The 16,489-nt window shown below is 69.5% G+C and carries 18 protein-coding genes; 7 read left to right on the top strand and 11 right to left on the bottom strand.

What is annotated here, in order from left to right; genetic code table 11:
- The first annotated feature begins 30 nt into the window (after positions 1-30).
- The 3 genes from ACQ860_RS11795 (at position 31) to ACQ860_RS11805 (ending at position 2,993) form a co-directional block, all read left to right on the top strand.
- Complete coding sequence (locus ACQ860_RS11795; RefSeq protein ID WP_431303554.1) at positions 31-987, top strand: Bug family tripartite tricarboxylate transporter substrate binding protein; 957 nt, start codon at positions 31-33, stop codon at positions 985-987.
- A 93-nt stretch (positions 988-1,080) separates the two neighbouring features.
- Positions 1,081-2,484 (top strand): adenosylhomocysteinase, encoded by a 1,404-nt coding sequence (gene ahcY, locus ACQ860_RS11800; protein ID WP_431303555.1) that lies wholly within the window; start codon positions 1,081-1,083, stop codon positions 2,482-2,484.
- Between the two features lie 83 nt (positions 2,485-2,567).
- Positions 2,568-2,993 (top strand): DUF4149 domain-containing protein, encoded by a 426-nt coding sequence (locus tag ACQ860_RS11805; protein ID WP_431303556.1) that lies wholly within the window; start codon positions 2,568-2,570, stop codon positions 2,991-2,993.
- Between the two features lie 7 nt (positions 2,994-3,000).
- On the opposite strand, the gene ACQ860_RS11810 is transcribed toward ACQ860_RS11805, so the two are convergent.
- Positions 3,001-4,293 carry a hypothetical protein gene (locus ACQ860_RS11810; RefSeq protein ID WP_431303557.1) on the bottom strand — a complete coding sequence of 431 codons (1,293 nt, stop codon included), beginning with the start codon at positions 4,291-4,293 and terminating at the stop codon, positions 3,001-3,003.
- 113 nt (positions 4,294-4,406) lie between these two features.
- On the opposite strand from ACQ860_RS11810, the gene ACQ860_RS11815 reads away from it, so the two are divergent.
- Both ACQ860_RS11815 and ACQ860_RS11820 read left to right on the top strand, forming a co-directional pair.
- Positions 4,407-5,108 carry a VWA domain-containing protein gene (locus ACQ860_RS11815; protein ID WP_431303558.1) on the top strand — a complete coding sequence of 234 codons (702 nt, stop codon included), beginning with the start codon at positions 4,407-4,409 and terminating at the stop codon, positions 5,106-5,108.
- Positions 5,109-5,112: 4 nt separating this feature from the next.
- Positions 5,113-5,802: a hypothetical protein gene (locus ACQ860_RS11820; RefSeq protein ID WP_431303559.1), complete on the top strand. Its 690-nt coding sequence runs from the start codon at positions 5,113-5,115 to the stop codon at positions 5,800-5,802.
- Positions 5,803-5,817: 15 nt separating this feature from the next.
- On the opposite strand, the gene ACQ860_RS11825 is transcribed toward ACQ860_RS11820, so the two are convergent.
- The 5 genes from ACQ860_RS11825 to ACQ860_RS11845 form a co-directional block, all read right to left on the bottom strand.
- Positions 5,818-6,189, bottom strand: a complete 372-nt coding sequence (locus tag ACQ860_RS11825) for a hypothetical protein (RefSeq protein WP_431303560.1) — start codon at positions 6,187-6,189, stop codon at positions 5,818-5,820.
- A 115-nt stretch (positions 6,190-6,304) separates the two neighbouring features.
- Positions 6,305-7,627, bottom strand: a complete 1,323-nt coding sequence (locus ACQ860_RS11830; protein ID WP_431303561.1) for a TldD/PmbA family protein — start codon at positions 7,625-7,627, stop codon at positions 6,305-6,307.
- A complete protein-coding gene (locus tag ACQ860_RS11835) occupies positions 7,624-8,889 on the bottom strand; it encodes a M16 family metallopeptidase (RefSeq protein WP_431303562.1) in 1,266 nt (421 codons plus the stop codon). Before ACQ860_RS11835 ends, ACQ860_RS11830 begins: the two co-directional genes overlap by 4 nt.
- Positions 8,890-8,903: 14 nt before the next feature.
- Positions 8,904-10,310 carry a threonine synthase gene (thrC, locus tag ACQ860_RS11840; RefSeq protein ID WP_431303563.1) on the bottom strand — a complete coding sequence of 469 codons (1,407 nt, stop codon included), beginning with the start codon at positions 10,308-10,310 and terminating at the stop codon, positions 8,904-8,906.
- Positions 10,311-10,354: 44 nt separating this feature from the next.
- Positions 10,355-10,555, bottom strand: coding sequence for a hypothetical protein (locus ACQ860_RS11845; protein ID WP_213616293.1), 201 nt, complete (start codon positions 10,553-10,555; stop codon positions 10,355-10,357).
- A gap of 208 nt (positions 10,556-10,763) precedes the next feature.
- On the opposite strand from ACQ860_RS11845, the gene rpsD reads away from it, so the two are divergent.
- Together rpsD and ACQ860_RS11855 are read left to right on the top strand one after the other, a co-directional pair.
- Positions 10,764-11,405 carry a 30S ribosomal protein S4 gene (gene rpsD, locus ACQ860_RS11850; RefSeq protein ID WP_213616291.1) on the top strand — a complete coding sequence of 214 codons (642 nt, stop codon included), beginning with the start codon at positions 10,764-10,766 and terminating at the stop codon, positions 11,403-11,405.
- 86 nt (positions 11,406-11,491) lie between these two features.
- A complete protein-coding gene (locus tag ACQ860_RS11855; RefSeq protein ID WP_431303564.1) occupies positions 11,492-12,415 on the top strand; it encodes a hypothetical protein in 924 nt (307 codons plus the stop codon).
- Between the two features lie 111 nt (positions 12,416-12,526).
- On the opposite strand, the gene grxD is transcribed toward ACQ860_RS11855, so the two are convergent.
- The 5 genes from grxD to ACQ860_RS11880 all read right to left on the bottom strand — a co-directional run bounded on the left by grxD (position 12,527) and on the right by ACQ860_RS11880 (position 16,327).
- Entirely contained in the window at positions 12,527-12,865 is a 339-nt protein-coding gene (gene grxD, locus ACQ860_RS11860; protein ID WP_318649810.1) for a Grx4 family monothiol glutaredoxin, read from the bottom strand.
- A gap of 26 nt (positions 12,866-12,891) precedes the next feature.
- Positions 12,892-13,125, bottom strand: coding sequence for a BolA family protein (locus tag ACQ860_RS11865; protein WP_213616283.1), 234 nt, complete (start codon positions 13,123-13,125; stop codon positions 12,892-12,894).
- 4 nt (positions 13,126-13,129) lie between these two features.
- Positions 13,130-15,334, bottom strand: a complete 2,205-nt coding sequence (gene purL / locus ACQ860_RS11870; RefSeq protein ID WP_431303565.1) for a phosphoribosylformylglycinamidine synthase subunit PurL — start codon at positions 15,332-15,334, stop codon at positions 13,130-13,132.
- Between the two features lie 41 nt (positions 15,335-15,375).
- Positions 15,376-15,966: a transposase gene (locus tag ACQ860_RS11875; RefSeq protein WP_431303566.1), complete on the bottom strand. Its 591-nt coding sequence runs from the start codon at positions 15,964-15,966 to the stop codon at positions 15,376-15,378.
- Positions 15,967-16,069: 103 nt separating this feature from the next.
- Positions 16,070-16,327, bottom strand: coding sequence for a ribbon-helix-helix domain-containing protein (locus ACQ860_RS11880; protein ID WP_431303567.1), 258 nt, complete (start codon positions 16,325-16,327; stop codon positions 16,070-16,072).
- Positions 16,328-16,489 lie beyond the last annotated feature (162 nt).

Raw genomic sequence — 16,489 nt, forward strand, 5'->3', positions numbered from 1 at the left:
CGCCGCCTCATGCTCACCGGTCTCGCCGCAATGCCTGGCGTGGTCCCCAGTGGCACTTCCCTTGCCAATGTCACGCTCCCCGCCGGCTGGCCCGAGCGGCCGCTGCGCATCATCCTGCCCGCCGCCGGCGGCGCGGGCACGGCGGATACCCTGGCCCGCATCCTGGCGCAGGAGATGGACAAGCGCCTGCCGCAGCGCACGCTGGTGGACAACCGCCCGGGCGCCAACGGCAATGTGGGCGCCACGGCGGCCGCGCGCTCGGCCCCCGATGGGCACACCATCCTCTTCACCTGGGCCGGCACCATGGCCACCAGCCCCGCGCTGTATCGCGACCTCGCCTTCAACCCGCAGCGCGATTTCGAGCCGGTGATCCTGCTGGGCAATGTCCCGAACATCCTGGTGGTGAACAACAGCCTCGGCATCCGCGACCTCGCGGCTTTCACCGCCTATGTGCGGGCCAATCCGGGGCGGCTTTCCTTCGGCTCCTCCGGCAATGGCAGCTCCATGCATCTGGCGGGGGAACTGTACCGCCAGGCGACGGGGACGGAGATGGTCCATATCCCCTATGCCGGCATCCAGCAGGGCTTCACGGACCTGTTCACGGGCCGCATCCAGGTGATGTTCAACCTGGTCACGGGGGCCGCGCCCCAGGTGCGGGCGGGGCAGGTGACGCCGATCGCGGTGCTCAGCGACCAGCGCTCCGCCGTGCTGCCGGATGTGCCGACCATGGCGGAGCTGGGCATGCCCGGCATGGAATTCGGCAGCTGGTTCTGCCTGATGCTGCCCAAGGGCACGCCCGCGCCCATCGTCCAGGCGCTGAACGCCCTGGTGAACGAGATCCTGGCCGAGCCGGAGAGCCGGGCGCGCTTCACCGCCCAGGGCCTCGATATCATCGGCGGCGCGCCGGACCGGCTGACGACGCTGCTGGATTCCGAGATCCGGCGGCATGCGGAGCTGGTGCGGGTCTCCGGCACGCGGCTGGAGTAAGAAGGCATAAAGATATCCTTATGCCTCTAGGCAGCGGGGGCGGGCCATGCTACGGCCCGCCGCACCCGAACACTGCCAGATGAGGAGCACCGCATGCCGGTCGCCGCTGAATACATCGTCAAGGATCTCTCGCTCGCCGATTGGGGCCGCAAGGAGCTCAACATGGCCGAGGACGAGATGCCCGGCCTGATGGCGACCCGTGCGGAATACGGCTCCTCGCAGCCGCTCAAGGGCGCCCGCATCGCCGGCTGCCTGCACATGACCATCCAGACCGGCGTGCTGATCGAGACGCTGACGGCGCTGGGCGCCGATGTCCGCTGGTCCTCCTGCAACATCTTCTCGACGCAGGACCACGCCGCCGCCGCCATCGCCGCCGCGGGCGTGCCGGTCTTCGCCAAGAAGGGCGAGACGCTGGAGGAATACTGGGACTATGTCCGCAAGACCCTCGAATGGGGTGATGGCGGCGAGCCCAACATGCTGCTGGACGATGGCGGCGACATGACGCTGCTGGTCCATTACGGCCTGCGCGCCGAGCAGGGCGACGTGGCCTTCCTGGAGAAGGCGACGAACGAGGAAGAGACCGTCTTCTTCGCGCTGATCAAGAAGTGCCTGGCCGAGAAGCCGGGCTGGTTCGCCAAGCTCGCCAAGGCGATCAAGGGCGTCTCCGAGGAGACGACGACGGGCGTTCACCGCCTCTACAACATGGCGAAGGAGGGCAAGCTGCTCTTCCCCGCCATCAACGTGAATGACAGCGTCACCAAGTCGAAGTTCGACAACCTCTATGGCTGCCGCGAGTCGCTGGTGGACGCCATCCGCCGCGGCACGGACGTGATGATGGCCGGCAAGGTCGCCGTCGTCTGCGGCTATGGCGATGTGGGGAAGGGCTCCGCCGCCTCGCTCCGCAATGCCGGCTGCCGCGTGCAGGTGACGGAGATCGACCCGATCTGCGCGCTGCAGGCCGCGATGGAGGGCTATGAGGTCGTCACCATGGAAGATGCCGCGCCGCGCGCCGACATCTTCGTGACGGCGACGGGCAATGTGGACGTGATCACCGCCGACCACATGCGCGCGATGAAGCACCGCGCCATCGTCTGCAACATCGGCCACTTCGACAGCGAAATCCAGGTCGCCGCGCTGCGCAACTACAAGTGGGACAATGTGAAGCCGCAGGTGGACGAGATCGAGTTCCCCGACGGCAAGCGCATCATCCTGCTCTCCGAGGGCCGCCTCGTGAACCTCGGCAATGCGACGGGCCACCCCTCCTTCGTGATGTCGGCCAGCTTCACCAACCAGACCCTCGCGCAGATCGAGCTCTGGACGAAGCCGGGCGCCTACGAGAAGAAGGTCTACGTGCTGCCCAAGCACCTGGACGAGAAGGTGGCGATGCTGCACCTCGAGAAGGTGGGCGCCAAGCTGACCAAGCTGCGCGCCGACCAGGCGAGCTATATCGGCGTGCCGGCCTCGGGCCCCTTCAAGGCCGAGGCGTATCGTTATTGAGCCCTTACGGGTTCTGAATCAGGGGCGCGCTTCCGGAAGGGGCGCGCCCTTTTTCTTTTCATGAATCACCCCAGGTGGCGGCCATGGAAACGACGCTCGCGCTCATCGCGCTCTTCTCGCTCTCGCTCGCCCTGGGCGGCATGGTGTTCTTCGCCGCCGTGGTGGCGCCCATGGTCTTCACCAAGCTGCCCTTCGAACATGCGGGGCGCTTCATCCGCGCCCTCTTCCCCAACTACTACCTCTGGGTGCTGGCCTGCTCGGCCGCCGCCGCCGTGGCGCTGTTTCCGCTGGCAAATGAGGCGGCGGGCATCATGGCGGCCTCGGCCGGCCTCACCTTCTGGCTGCGCCAAGTTCTGATGATCCGCATCAACCGCGCCTCCGACCTCGCCCAGGCCGGCGATGCGGCGGCCAAGCGCGAGTTCGACCGGATGCACAGGCTCTCCGTCCTTGCCAATCTCGTGCAGATGCTGGCGATCGCCGCCGTGCTGGCGATGTTCGGGGCGGGCTAGCCCGCGCTTAGCGGGCGGTGAGGCTCAGCCCGAACATGTCCCGCCAGCCCTCCAGGCTGGATTGCGGCTTGGCCGTGACCATGGAGAAGGCCAACGGCGCGCGTGGCCGGGCGGCCAGTTCCAGCACCGTCGCCTCGCCGCGGATGAAGCGCGCCAGCGCCGCCCGCGCCTCGGCCAGCGCCGGGCCGGGCAGCAGGGCGGCCGATTGCTCGGTCAGGCGCCGGCGCAGCACCGCCTCGCTGATCCGCTCCTGCGCGGCTTGCGTCGCCACCCAGCGGCGGAACAGCGAGAGATCGGCGTAGCGCAGCCGGGCACCGAGCAGCCGCGCATTCGGTGCCGTCGCCACCCCCATGCCCTCGGGCACGCGGTCGGCGCGGAAATCCAGGTGCAGCTCGCCCACGTCCCGCAGTTCGATGTCCAGTTCGCGCAGCTCCAACAGCTGGCGCTGCACGTCATGCGCGCCGCGCAGCCGCGCCTCGGCCGCTACGGTGGAGTAGCCCAGGCGCTCCATCCATTCGGCATGCGGCGGCGCCGGCATCACTTCCAGCCCGCGCAGCGCCACCTCGCCCGAATGGGCGCGGTCCGCCGCGATCTCGCCGCGCAGCGTGAGCCCGGAGAGCCGCGCCACCGCTTCGCCGCCCTGGTTGAGGGCCACGCCCTCGATCTCCAGGCTCTGCCGCCCCGCCTCCCAGCGCGGCGCGCGCTGCTCGATGCTGGCCGTCAGCAGATCCGCCGCGTCCAGCCCGGCATAGGCGACGCGCGCGATGGTCAGGCGATCCGCGATGCCCATGCCCGCACGCACCTCGATCGCGGTCAGGCTCGCCTGGCCGGTGCGGCCACCACCGAAATTCTCGATGGCGATGGCGCCGATGTTCACCGGCACATCGCCCGCGCTGCGCCAGCCCTCCAGCCGCAGCAGATCCACCCGCACATCATGGGGCATCAGTGTCTTGCCGGCGGCGGGGCGTGGCACGGTCACGCCCTCCAGGTCCAGACGGTCCAGCGTCAGCGGCAGATCGCCGCCCTCCAGCGCCACGCCGCGCAGGGAGAGGCGGGCGATGCCGTCCTCGCGCAAGCCCTCCAGCCGCGCCTCGGTGATGCGGATCGTCTCCTCGCGCCGGCGCAGCACGGCGCCGTTCAGCACGGCGCTGCCGGCGACATCCGTCGCGGTCGCGCGGTCGAAGGTCAGTGTCACATCCGGGCCCAGCATGCGGCGGAGTTGCGTGACGGCGGCAGGCTCCTGCGCGCGGGCCAGGCCAGGCGCGAGGCTGAGGAGGGCGAGCAGAAGGATCTTGCGCATGACGCAAGGCTAGCGCGGCCCTCCGGCCCCGCGCCAGCGGCCTTTGCAAAGCCCGCCGCGGAGCGGCGCAAGCGCCCCTGGCGAAACCGGCGCGCACGGCCCATCTGAGGTGCATGAGCCAGCTTCCGGCCAAGCCCAGCAATGCCGCCGTCGCCGCCTTCCTCGCCAAGGTGGCGGCGATGCCGGCCGTGCGCCCCGTCTCCGCCCGGCGCGGCCGGCTGATCTTCGCGGTGGATGCCACCGCCTCGCGCCAGCCCGCCTGGGACACGGCCTGCCACCTGCAATCCGAGATGTTCTCCGCCACGCGGGATCTCGGCGGCCTCGCCGTCCAGCTCGCCTATTGGCGCGGCTACATGGAATTCGCGGCCACACCCTTCCTGAGCGATACGGCGGAACTCGCGCGCCGCATGTCCGGCGTCACCGTCCTGGGCGGCCAGACCCAGGTGCTGCGCGTGCTGGAACATGCGCTGCGCGAAACCAAGGCCGAGCGCGTGAACGCCCTGGTCCTGGTGGGCGACGCGCTGGAGGAGGCGGTGGACCCGATCTGCCACCTGGCCGGGCAATTGGGCCTGCACGGCACGCCCATCTTCTGCTTCCAGGAGGGGAATGACCGCGTGGCGGAGCTCGGCTTCCGCCAGATCGCCAAGCTCTCGGGCGGAGCCTGGGCGCCCTTCGATGCCGCCAGCGCCGAGGCCTTGCGCGCGCTGCTGCGCGCCGTGGCCGTCTTCGCCGCCGGCGGGCGCGCGGCGCTGACCCGGCTGCCGGGGCGCGAGGCGCAGCGCATCGCGGGCCAGCTGCCCGCGCCCAAGGGCTAGGCCCATGTTCGCCGTGGCACTCGGCGCCGCCATCCTGCTGGCGGTGCTGGTCCTGCTCTATGCCTTCGCCCATGCCCGGCCGGCGGCGGTGAAGGCGGCGCTGGTCTGGGGCCTGGGCACGCTCGGCGCCGTCGGCGTCACCGCCATGCTGCTGACCGGGCGCGGCGCGAATGCGCTCTGGGCGCTGATCATGTTCGGGCCCGCGCTGATGCAGGCCTGGCGCGGCTGGCGTGCGCGGCAGACCTTCGGCCGCCCGGCCGAGAACGGCGAGGCGAGCGGCGTGGAGACCGAGACGCTGGAGATGCGCCTCGATCTCGGGAGCGGCGCCATGTCCGGCCGGGTGCGGCGCGGTGTGTTCCAGGGGCGCGACCTCGCCTCCATGGACCGCGCCGAACTGATGACGTTGCTCAGCGACTGCCAGGCGATGGATGCGGAAAGCGTGCCGCTGATCGAGGCCTGGCTGGACCGCACCGACCCGGAATGGAGGGACGTGGCGCCCCCTCCCCCGCCTGCATCGGGGGGCAAGATGACGCGGGCCGAGGCGCTCTCCGTGCTTGGGCTGGCCGAGGGTGCGAGCGAGGAGCAGATCCGCGCCGCGCATCGCCGGCTGATGCAATCCGCGCACCCGGATCGCGGCGGCAGCGACTGGCTGGCCAGCCGCGTGAACGAGGCGCGGGATCTGCTGCTGGGCTGAGCGGAGGGCCGGTCCCTACGTCAACGAGCACCCGGTGAAGCGGATGGCCACGGTGCTGCCGGCCAGCGAACCGCCAAAGGGATAGAAGCCCTGCAGGGCCGCCTGCTGGTTGGCGCCGATCACACCGGTGATGGGGCCCGATTTGCGCTGGTTGTTCCCGGTCATGGTGACATCGGCATTCACACGCACCGCGGTCGTGGCACGGTTGAATACCACGAAGCGGAGGGAACTCAGCATGCTGCCACCATGCGTGACCTCCACGATGCGCAGGTCACAGCCATTCGTGCGATTGCCGCTGATGCTGAGATTCTGGCCCGTCCACGTCGTCTGCGCCTGGGCAAGGCCGGGCAGGCTGGCGAAAAGGGCGAGGGCGATGAGGTTCTTCATGGACAGCCTCCGTTGACCGGCCGGATGTTGCGGAATTCGCGGCGCGCATCCAAGCCGGCAGCGCCGAAGGCGCCGATCGGAAGCGCCGATGACCCCGGCGCGGCCTGCGCCTGCATCAGGCGCCCGCGAGCGTCATCCCATCCACGCGGATCGTCGGGGCATCGCTGCCACGGCGGAATTCCAGGTCATTGGCGGCGCGCATCGCGAGGAACATCTCGGGCAGCTTGCCGGCGATGGTGATCTCACCCACCGCCTCGGCCAGCTTCCCGTCGCGGATCATGAAGCCGGCGGCCCCGCGCGAGTAATCGCCGGTGATGCCGTTCACGCCCATGCCGATGAGCTCCGTGACGTAGAGGCCTTCCTGGATGTCGGCCATCAGCGCCTCCGGCGTGATCGCGCCCGGCTCCAGCCAGAGATTGGTCGGCGCCGGCGAGGGCGGGCCGCCCGTGCCGCGCGATGCGTGGCCGGTGGTGGCGAGGCCGAGCTGCTTCGCGCTGCGGCCATCCAGCAGCCAGGTGGTGAGCACGCCATCCTCGATCAGCGCGCGGCGCTGGCCGGGCTGACCCTCGCCGTCGAAGGGGCGGGAGCGGGGCCCACGCGGACGCAGCGGGTCATCCATCACGAACATGCCGCGCGGCAGGATCTGCTGGCCGAGCGCATCCTTGAGGAAGGAGGTGCCGCGCGCGATGGAGGCGCCGTTGATCGCGTTCACGAGGTGCCCGATCAGCGAAGACGCCACGCGCGGGTGATACAGCACCGGCAGGCGCGCGCTCTTCGCGCGCACCGGGTTGAGCCGGGCCACCGCCTGCTCGCCCGCGCGGCGCCCCAGCAGCGCCGCGTCATCGAGGTCAGCCAGATGGGCGGCGCTGGCATAGTCATAGTCGCGCTGCATGCCCGTGCCCGTGCCGGCCAGCGCCGTGGCCGAGATGGAATGCGAGGCGCGGGTATATTCCCCGAAGAAGCCGCGCGAGGTGGCCAGCGCCCGCGTGCCGCGCGACCAGCCGGCCGAGGCGCCCTCGCTGTTCGTGACACCCGGCACGGCCAGCGCCGCTTCCTCGGCCAGCGCGGCGCGGGCCAGCAGCGAATCCGCGTCCGGCTCCAGCGCATCGCCGAGGTCGAGCGTGATGCCGGGCGCGGGCGCATCCAGCAGGGTCGCCATCGCATCCTCCGGCACCACGCGCGCCATGGCGACGGCGCGCTCGGCCAGCGCCGCGAAGCCGGCGGGCGAGGCATCCGTTCCGCTGACGATGGCGACACGCTTGCCGATAAAAACCCGCAGGCCGAGATCCGTGCTCTCCGCCCGCTCCAGCTCCTCGATGGCGCCCAGGCGGCGCTGCACCGAGAGCGAGGCGGAATGCACCAGCAGCGCATCGGCCTGCTCGGCGCCGGCGCGGCGCGCGGCCTCCAGCAGGGCGTTCAGAACCGCCTGGTTGCTCATGCCGCCATCCTCTCCGCGATCTCGGAGAGCCGCATCACCTTGCCGATCGGCCCCATGGTGGCGAGAGTCGGCTTGCCGCGGAAGATGCGGGTGGCGGCGCGGCGCACATCCTCCACCGTGACGGCGGCGATGCGCTGCTTCGTCTCCTCGGTCGGGATGATGCGGCCATGCACCTGCAGGTGCCGCGCGATCTGCTCGCAGCGCGAGCCCGTGGATTCCAGCGACATGAGCAGCGAGGCGCGCAACTGCGCCTTGGCGCGGTTCAGCTCATCCTCGTTCACGTCGAGCTGCACGCGGCGGAGTTCCTCGATGGCCACCGGCAGCAGCTCCGCCACCTGGTCCTCGCCCGTGCCGGCATAGAGGGCGAAGATGCCCGCATCATCGTAAGGGTGCGCGAAGGAATAGATGGAATAGACGAGGCCGCGCTTCTCGCGGATCTCCTGGAAGAGGCGGGAGGACATGCCGCCACCCAGCAGGGTGGAGAGCAGCATGGCCGGATAGTGATCCGGGTCGGTGTAGTGCGTGGATGGGAAGCCCAGAACCAGGTGCACCTGGTCCAGCTCGCGCTCCTCACGGAACTCGCCGCCGGCATAGCGCGCGGGTTCCGGCGCATGGGGCGTGACCGCGGGCAGATCGCGGAAATGCTCGCCCACCATTTCCAGCAGCGCGTCGTGATCCACGGCGCCAGCGGCGGCGACCACCATGCGCGAGGGGCCGTAGTGCCGCGCCATGTATTGCGTCAGCGCCTCGCGCGGCATCTTCGCGATGATGTCCTCGGTGCCGAGCGTGGGGCGGCCCATCGCCTGGTCGGGGAAGCAGGCATGCTGGAAGTGATCGAAGATGATGTCGTCCGGCGTGTCGTTCGCCTGGCCGATCTCCTGCAGGATCACGCCGCGCTCGCGCTCCAGCTCCTCGGCGGTGAGCGTCGAGTGGCAGAGGATGTCGCCGATGATGTCGGTGGCGAGGCCCACATCCTCCTTCAGCACCTTGCAGTAATAGGCGGTGTTCTCACGCGCCGTGTAGGCGTTGATGTGACCGCCCACATTCTCGATCTCGCGCGCGATGGCGGGCGCGTCGCGCCGCGCCGTGCCCTTGAAGGCCATGTGCTCGAGGAAGTGGGAGGCGCCATTCTCCTCCGCCGTCTCGTTGCGCGTGCCGGCATGCACATAGGCGCCGATCGAGACGGTCTCGACGCGGGGCATGTGCTCGCTGGCGACGATCAGGCCGCTGGGCAGGCGGGTGAGGCGGACGGTTTCTGTCATGCGGTTCCTGGGTTTCAAGCGGCGTTGCGGCGGCTGTGCGTGCGCACGAAGCCCTGCGCGGCGGCAAGTTCATTGGGGAGGACGGTGAAGCGCTCCTCGCGCTCATAGAGGTCGGCCAGCGCCGCCGGCAGCGGGGGATGCACGCCGGTGGCGCGCTGCACCGCATCCGGGAACTTCGCCGGATGCGCCGTGGCGGCGATGATCACCGGCATGTGCGGATCGGCGGGCGCACAGGCCCGCGCGGCGGCGGTGCCGATCGCGGTATGCGGATCGGCCAGGTAGCCGGCGGCCTGATGCAGATGCGCGATCTCGGCCAGCGTGCCGGCATCATCGAGCATGAAGCCCTGGAAGTGCTGCGTCGCTTCACGCCATGCCGCATCCGGGATGGGCATGCGGCCGGTGGCCCGGAAGCCCTGCATCTGCGCGGCGGTGGCCTTGGCATCGCGGCCCAGCAGCTCGAACAGCAGGCGCTCGAAATTGCTGCTCACCTGGATGTCCATCGAGGGCGAGAGCGAGGGCTCCACCGCGCGCGCGCTCATGTCGTTGGAAACGAGGAAGCGCGTCAGGATGTCGTTGCGGTTGGACGCCACAATGAACTTCGCGATGGGCAGGCCCATCCGCTTCGCGGCCCAGGCGGCCAGCACATTCCCGAAATTGCCGGTGGGGACGCTCACCGCCACCTCGCGGTCCGGCGCGCCGAGCGCCAGGGCGGCCGCGACGTAGTAGGGAATCTGCGCCGCGATGCGCGCCCAGTTGATGGAGTTGACGGCGGCAAGCTTCATCTCGCCGCGGAAGGGCGCGTCCACGAACATCGCCTTCACCAGGTCCTGGCAGTCGTCGAAGCTGCCCTGAATGGCGAGGTTGGCGACGTTGGGTGAGAGCACCGTCGTCATCTGCCGGCGCTGCACCTCGCTGGTGCGGCCCTCGGGGTGGAGGATGACGATGTCCACCGCGGCGCGGTCGCGGCAGGCCTCGATGGCGGCGGAGCCGGTGTCGCCGCTCGTCGCGCCCACGATGGTGATGCGCTCGCCGCGCTTGGCCAGCACGTGATCGAACAGGCGGCCGAGCAGTTGCAGCGCCACATCCTTGAAGGCGAGCGTGGGCCCGTGGAACAGCTCCAGCGCGAAGTCGCGCGGGCCGAGCTGCACCAGCGGCACCACCGCCGGGTGGCGGAAGCTGGCATAAGCGGCGGTGGTCAGGCCGCGCAGCTCCTCCAGCGTCAGGGCATCGCCCACGAAGCGGTGCAGGATGCGGGCCGAAAGCTCGGCATAGGGCAGGCCGCGCAGCTCGCGCCATTCGGCGGGCGAGAGTTGCGGCCAGGATTCGGGCAGGAAGAGCCCGCCATCCTCGGCGAGGCCGGCGAGCAGGACATCCTCGAAGCCGCGCGGGGCGGCTTCGCCACGGGTGGAGACATAGCGCATGGGGGAAAGTCTTAGTCCCTGGGCGCGCGCAAGGGTAGCGGTGCTCAGGCCTTCTTCGCCAGCTTGCGGGCCAGCAGGTAGCCCAGGCCACCCCCGATGGGCCCTGCGGGCAGGACCAGCAGCCAGCCCATATGCACCCCCTGCGCAATCGCGATGAAGCCGAGGCCGAGCAACAGCCCGCCCACCAGGCTCCCCACCACGCCGGCCGTCAGGCCCAGGACCAGGATTTCTTCGCGTGTCGCCATGCGCCCGACTAGGGGTTGCACGGGCGGTTTGACAAGGGCCGCGCAAGGACCTAGACCCCGCCCATTCCTGGGAACGAGGACACGCCTTCGGGGCGTGCGCCCGCTTTTCGGCGCCAGCCGTCAAGACTACCGGGACAACCCGCTGGGCTGAGAATGGCCCCGCATGATGAAGAAGGCCGGACGCCTCAATGGCGCCGGAAAGCCGCGCATGACCAAGCGCCTTGCCAGCAAGTACAAGATCAACCGCCGCCTGGGCGAGAACCTCTGGGGCCGCGCCAAGAGCCCGGTCGTCAAGGCCCGCAAGGGCGAGCAGGGCGCCCGCACCTACGGCCCCGGCCAGCACGGCCAGCGCCGCAAGAACAAGCCGACCGACTTCGGCATCCAGCTGATGGCGAAGCAGAAGCTGAAGGGCTACTACGCCAATATCGGCGAGAAGCAGTTCCGCAAGTATTACGACGAGGCCGTGCGCCGGAAGGGCGACACCTCCGAGAACCTGATCGACCTGCTGGAGCGCCGGCTCGACACCATCATCTACCGCATGAAGTTCGCGGTGACCCCCTTCGCCGCCCGCCAGTTCGTGAACCACGGCCATGTGCTCGTGAACGGCAAGCGCGTGAACATCCCGAGCTACAGCGTGCGCGACACCGACACCATCGAGGTGAAGGAGAAGTCGAAGCAGCTGACCATGGTGCTCGACGCCGCCCAGGAAGCCGGGCGCGACGTGCCGGAATACATCGAGGTGGATCACCGCGCGATGCGCGGCCGCATCCTGCGCACGCCGAAGTTCAGCGACGTGCCCTACCCGGTCCAGATGGAACCGAACCTGGTCGTCGAGTTCTACTCGCGCTGATGACTGCCCGGGCGGGGGCCATGGCCTCCGCCCGTTCGCGCCGCGGCGGTTGACGCGGCCCCCGCTTCGGCGGCACACGCTTCCCCATGCCCATTCCGCAGCAGATTCCGCAGCGCGACGTCATCGAGGCGCTCGTCCGCGCGACCCATGTCAGCTTCCTCGGCCGCTCGGTGGATCACACCTGGCTCGCCGCCTTCACCGATGAGCTGTTGCGCCGCGGCGCCACGGAATCGCTGGATGAGGTCGTCACCGACTTCATCCGCATCATCTATACGAGCCCCGAGGCGCAGAACCGGCTGATGAAGACGCTGGGCGGCCGCGGCATGGAGGCGATCATCGCCCCCGGCCTCGCCACCCGCCCTTCGCCGCTCGCCTGCATCGGCGCGGGCTGCACGCCCCGCGTGGCCGGCATGCTGAAGCGCGCCGGGCTGCGCCGCTGGGCCGGCCCCTTCGACTGGATGACCATCCCGGCCGAAGCGGTGCGCGACTCCATCGTGGATGACTGCGCCGGCCTCCTCATGGCCTCGGAATACGAGCCCATCGCCCCCGAGGACCGCCCGCCCGAGAGCGACGGCCATCTCTGCCGGCACATGCGCCTGTCGGAGCTCTATGGCGAGACGATCTTCCACCATTATGACCCCTCGGAGCCCACCGGCTATGCCAGCCTGGAGCGCGCGACCCTGCGTTTCCGCGAGGCGCTGCGTGGCCTGCACGGCAAGCTGCTGCTCCAGGTGGTGGAGGAGAACGCGAACAGCGCCAGCACCTTCGCCGACACGGCCGACATGCTCGACCGCTCGGCCCGCGGCGTCATCCTGGTGACCATCGCCCTGGTGGAAGGCCCGCCGCCCGGCCCCTTCCCCGAGATGGAGCTGGCCCAGACGCGCGGCGTCCATCGCTACCTGCGCGCGCGCGTGATCTCCGAGCAGGAAGGCATCGCCTTCACGGACCCGCTGGACGAGATCGTCCTTCTCCGCGGGGCGCTGGGCGCGCCGCAGGTCAGCAAGATGTGAGTGGCGCGGCCGGCGCAAAACCCTGCGCCGCGCCCAGCAAAATGCCACCTACCGAGAATCCGGCCGCACGTGCGGCCGGCGGAGCGCGCGCCCGGCGTTTGAGGGCTTAAATCAAGCCTCGGCCTTGGTCGCGATGCCCTTTTCCTTCAGCATCGCCTGCAGTTCGCCCGACTGGAACATCTCCATCACGATGTCGCAGCCGCCCACGAACTCGCCCTGCACATAGAGCTGCGGAATGGTCGGCCAGTTGGTGTAGGCCTTGATCCCCTCGCGGATCTCCATGTCCTCCAGCACGTTCACGCCCTTGAAGGGCGCGCCCACATGGCTGAGGATCTGCACGACCCGGGCCGAGAAGCCGCACTGCGGAAAGACCGGCGTGCCCTTCATGTAGAGCACCACGGGGTTGGACTTGATGTCCGCCTCGATACGCGCGGTGACGTCGTCGCTCATCCTGGAAGTTCCTTTTCGCGGTTCATTCAATCGGGCGCGCTGGTCTGCAGCGCGAGGGCATGCAGCACGCCGCCCATGCGGCCTTGCAGCGCGGCATAGACGATCTGGTGCTGCTTGACGCGGGAGACGCCACGGAAGCTCTCGGAGATCACCTTGGCGGCGTAGTGGTCGCCATCGCCGGCCAGATCCTCGATCGTCACCTGGGCATCGGGCAGGGCCGATTTGATCAGCGCCTCGATTTCCGCCGGTTGCATCGGCATGGTGTCAGACCCCCTCCATCAAGCGCGGCAGCGTCGCCTCATGCGCCGCCACCAGATTGGAGACCGATATGGTCCCCTTTCCGCTCAGAACCAAGTCCCCACCGCCCGATTCTCCGAGCTTGCGCGCCGGGACGCCCGCGGCCTTCGCGGCGGCCAGGAAGGCGGCCGCATCCGTGACGGCCACGACGTAGCGCGACTGGTCCTCGCCGAACCAGAAGCCGTGGTCCCCGGCCCCGTCCAGCGTGGCGCCGACGCCCGAGGCCATGCACATCTCGGCCACCGTCACGAGAAGGCCCCCATCCGCGCAGTCATGGCAGGCGCGCACCGCGCCCCCCAGGATCTGCCCGCGCACGAAATCGCCGTTGCGGCGTTCGGCGGCCAGATCCACCGGCGGCGGCGCGCCCTCCTCCCGGCCCGCGATCTCGCGCAGCCAGAGCGACTGGCCGAGCCAGCCTTCCGTCTCGCCCACCAGGATGATGCTGGCCCCCTGCGGCATGGCCAGCCCCACCGCCTGGGCCACATCCTCCAGCACGCCCACCCCGCCGATGGCCGGCGTGGGCAGGATCGCGCGGCCCTCCGTCTCATTGTAGAGCGAGACATTGCCGCTGATCACCGGAAAGTCGAGCGCGGTGCAGGCCGCCGCCATGCCGCGCACGGCGGAAGCGAACTGCCCCATGATCTCGGGCTTTTCCGGATTGCCGAAATTCATGTTGTCCGTGATCGCGCGCGGCAGGGCGCCGACGGCGGTGATGTTCCGCCAGGCCTCCGCCACCGCCTGCATGCCGCCCGCATGCGGGTCCGCCTGGCAATAGCGCGGCGTGCAATCCGTCGTCATCGCGAGTGCCCGCACATGATCCTCGATCCGCACCACGGCGGCATCCGCCTGGCCGGGGCGCTTGGCCGTCTGCCCGCCCACCTGCGCGTCATACTGGTCCCAGATCCAGCGGCGCGAGCAGAGATCGGGGCTCGCCACCAGCTTCTCCAGCGCGGCGATCGGTCCGATGGGGTCCGCGATCTCGCTGGCCTTGAGCACCGGCAGCTTGGGCGTCTCGGCGGTCGGGCGGCGATAGAGCGGCGCCTCGGATTCCAGCGGCGCCAGCGGGATGTCCGCCTCGATCTTCCCGTGATGGGTGATGACGATGCGCCCCGTATCGGTGAGCCGCCCCACCACCGCGAAATCCAGCTCCCACTTGCGGAAGATGGCCTCGGCCTGGGCTTCGCGGCCGGGCTTCAGCACCATGAGCATGCGCTCCTGGCTTTCGCTCAGCATCATCTCATAGGCGGTCATGCCGGTCTCGCGCTGCGGCACGGCGCCCATGTCCATCTCGATGCCCATGCCGCCCTTGCCGGCCATCTCGACGCCCGAACTCGTCAGCCCCGCCGCGCCCATGTCCTGGATGGCGACGATGGCGTCCGTCGCCATCAATTCGAGGCAGGCCTCGATCAGCAGCTTCTCGGCGAAGGGATCGCCGATCTGCACCGTGGGCCGCTTCTCCTCGGAATCCGCGGAAAACTCGGTGGAGGACATGGTGGCGCCATGAATGCCGTCGCGCCCCGTCTTGGAGCCGACATAGACCACCGGATTGCCCACGCCGGTCGCGGCCGCCGTGAAGATCCGGTCCTCCTTCAAAATACCCACCGTCATGGCATTCACCAGCGGGTTGCCGTTATAGGCCGGGTGGAAATTCACCTCGCCGCCCACGGTCGGCACGCCCACGCAATTGCCATAGCCGCCAATGCCCCGCACCACGCCATCCAGGATGCGCCGCGTGCGCGGCAGGGACGGATCGCCGAAGCGCAGCGCGTTCAGGTTCGCGATCGGCCGCGCCCCCATGGTGAAGACATCGCGCAGGATGCCGCCGACGCCTGTCGCCGCGCCGTTGTAAGGCTCGATGAAGCTCGGGTGGTTGTGGCTTTCCATCTTGAAGACGGCGGCCAGACCCTCACCGATGGCGATCACGCCCGCATTCTCGCCCGGCCCCACCAGCACCCAGGGCGCCTTGGTCGGCAGCTCGCGCAGCCAGACGCGGCTCGACTTGTAGGAGCAATGCTCGCTCCACATCACCGAGAAGATGCCGAGCTCGGTCAGCGTCGGCGTGCGGCCGAGGATGGCGAGCGCGCGCTGGTATTCATCCGGCTTCAGGCCGAATTCGCCGGCGAGCTGGGCGGCGCGCTCGGGCGCCAAAGGGGGAACGCGGTCGGTTGTCATCCGGCGTTTGTCGGGCGGGGCGGGCGGCTTGTCCAGCCGCCTCACGGCATGGCCAGCCTGACGCAGCGCGGGATATGGGCGCGGCCGGTCGCGGCGGCGAAGAGCCTGGTGTAGGTGCGGCCCATCCGGCGCCACCAGCGGCGGAAACGGCTGGGGTCCGGATCTTCGAATTCGCGTTGGAAGATGCCCACCAGGGTTTTGGACAAATCCGGGTCGGGCAGCAGCCAGGGCGGCCCAGGCAGGGCTTCGAGAAGCTGCAACCGTCGCGCCAGCACAATGATGCCGAGTCCGACGAGTTTCGCGGCCCGTCTGGCCCCCCGGAAGATCACGCGCCTCAGTTGCTGGAGCGGGTGGCGGGGGCCGAGGTCGTGCAGGGCTTCCAGAAGATGTTCCCAAAGCCCGCCATGGCACAGCCGCCGGAAATGGCGGGAGACGGTCACGGAGGAGCCATAGCGTTCCGGCAGCTCCCGCCAGGGCGCGTCGGTGGAGAGCAGGAAGAGGATGGCGTTCATCCGCTCGCGGAGGTCCAGGACCTTGCGGCCGGCGGGGCTGGCCTTCTGCGCCAGTACATAGGGGCGCAGCGCCTCCCACTGGCGGTCGGAGAGGGCGGTGAAGGGGACGCGCTGCTGCATGACCACACTCCGAAAAACGGGGAAAATAGTCCTAATTACCCGCAAAAGTCAAGGAAATTGGGGAGCCACGGGCTCCCCAAACCCCTGCGATCAATGGGTCAGATCAGCCCTCGCGAAGCCGCCGCTGATGGTGAGCCCGCAGTTCCGCGAAGGCCTGTTCGGCCGACATGGCCCGCGAAGGATCACGCTCCATGGCCTGGGCGACGGGCAAAACCTCCCGCCGCAGCCAGTCGTCCATCTCCGCCGCCAAGGCCTTCAGGCCCGCATCGACCACCTCGCTTGGATCGGCGCAGGCGCCGGAATCCAGCAGCCTCTCGATCTCGGCGGCCTGGGCTTGGGCCAGGGGGATCGGGGTACGCATGCTCCCAAGATACCCCCCGCCGCCCCACCCATTCCAGCGGAATCGCGGCCGCGTCACCTTCGCGGCCCCCGCGCGTTCTCACCCGGCAACCCCAGGGAGGTTCCCATGAACAACATCGTCTACATCGTCGGCGCGGTGGTGATCGTCATCGCCATTTTGAGC

Origin of the sequence: Sediminicoccus sp. BL-A-41-H5 (assembly GCF_050632405.1) — a bacterium.
Classification (GTDB): Bacteria; Pseudomonadota; Alphaproteobacteria; order Acetobacterales; family Acetobacteraceae; genus Roseococcus.

What these genes read in the sequence shown, in the direction of transcription:
- ACQ860_RS11820 (WP_431303559.1), top strand. Translation starts at nt 5,113, where the DNA reads ATGTTCGCCGTGGCACTCGGCGCCGCCATCCTGCTGGCGGTGCTGGTC.
- ahcY (WP_431303555.1), top strand. Translation starts at nt 1,081, where the DNA reads ATGCCGGTCGCCGCTGAATACATCGTCAAGGATCTCTCGCTCGCCGAT.
- purL (WP_431303565.1), bottom strand. Translation starts at nt 15,334, where the DNA reads ATGACAACCGACCGCGTTCCCCCTTTGGCGCCCGAGCGCGCCGCCCAG.
- ACQ860_RS11880 (WP_431303567.1), bottom strand. Translation starts at nt 16,327, where the DNA reads ATGCGTACCCCGATCCCCCTGGCCCAAGCCCAGGCCGCCGAGATCGAG.
- ACQ860_RS11865 (WP_213616283.1), bottom strand. Translation starts at nt 13,125, where the DNA reads ATGCCGATGCAACCGGCGGAAATCGAGGCGCTGATCAAATCGGCCCTG.
- ACQ860_RS11795 (WP_431303554.1), top strand. Translation starts at nt 31, where the DNA reads ATGCCTGGCGTGGTCCCCAGTGGCACTTCCCTTGCCAATGTCACGCTC.
- ACQ860_RS11825 (WP_431303560.1), bottom strand. Translation starts at nt 6,189, where the DNA reads ATGAAGAACCTCATCGCCCTCGCCCTTTTCGCCAGCCTGCCCGGCCTT.
- ACQ860_RS11830 (WP_431303561.1), bottom strand. Translation starts at nt 7,627, where the DNA reads ATGAGCAACCAGGCGGTTCTGAACGCCCTGCTGGAGGCCGCGCGCCGC.
- grxD (WP_318649810.1), bottom strand. Translation starts at nt 12,865, where the DNA reads ATGAGCGACGACGTCACCGCGCGTATCGAGGCGGACATCAAGTCCAAC.
- ACQ860_RS11810 (WP_431303557.1), bottom strand. Translation starts at nt 4,293, where the DNA reads ATGCGCAAGATCCTTCTGCTCGCCCTCCTCAGCCTCGCGCCTGGCCTG.
- ACQ860_RS11805 (WP_431303556.1), top strand. Translation starts at nt 2,568, where the DNA reads ATGGAAACGACGCTCGCGCTCATCGCGCTCTTCTCGCTCTCGCTCGCC.
- rpsD (WP_213616291.1), top strand. Translation starts at nt 10,764, where the DNA reads ATGACCAAGCGCCTTGCCAGCAAGTACAAGATCAACCGCCGCCTGGGC.
- ACQ860_RS11815 (WP_431303558.1), top strand. Translation starts at nt 4,407, where the DNA reads ATGAGCCAGCTTCCGGCCAAGCCCAGCAATGCCGCCGTCGCCGCCTTC.
- ACQ860_RS11845 (WP_213616293.1), bottom strand. Translation starts at nt 10,555, where the DNA reads ATGGCGACACGCGAAGAAATCCTGGTCCTGGGCCTGACGGCCGGCGTG.
- ACQ860_RS11875 (WP_431303566.1), bottom strand. Translation starts at nt 15,966, where the DNA reads ATGCAGCAGCGCGTCCCCTTCACCGCCCTCTCCGACCGCCAGTGGGAG.
- ACQ860_RS11855 (WP_431303564.1), top strand. Translation starts at nt 11,492, where the DNA reads ATGCCCATTCCGCAGCAGATTCCGCAGCGCGACGTCATCGAGGCGCTC.
- thrC (WP_431303563.1), bottom strand. Translation starts at nt 10,310, where the DNA reads ATGCGCTATGTCTCCACCCGTGGCGAAGCCGCCCCGCGCGGCTTCGAG.
- ACQ860_RS11835 (WP_431303562.1), bottom strand. Translation starts at nt 8,889, where the DNA reads ATGACAGAAACCGTCCGCCTCACCCGCCTGCCCAGCGGCCTGATCGTC.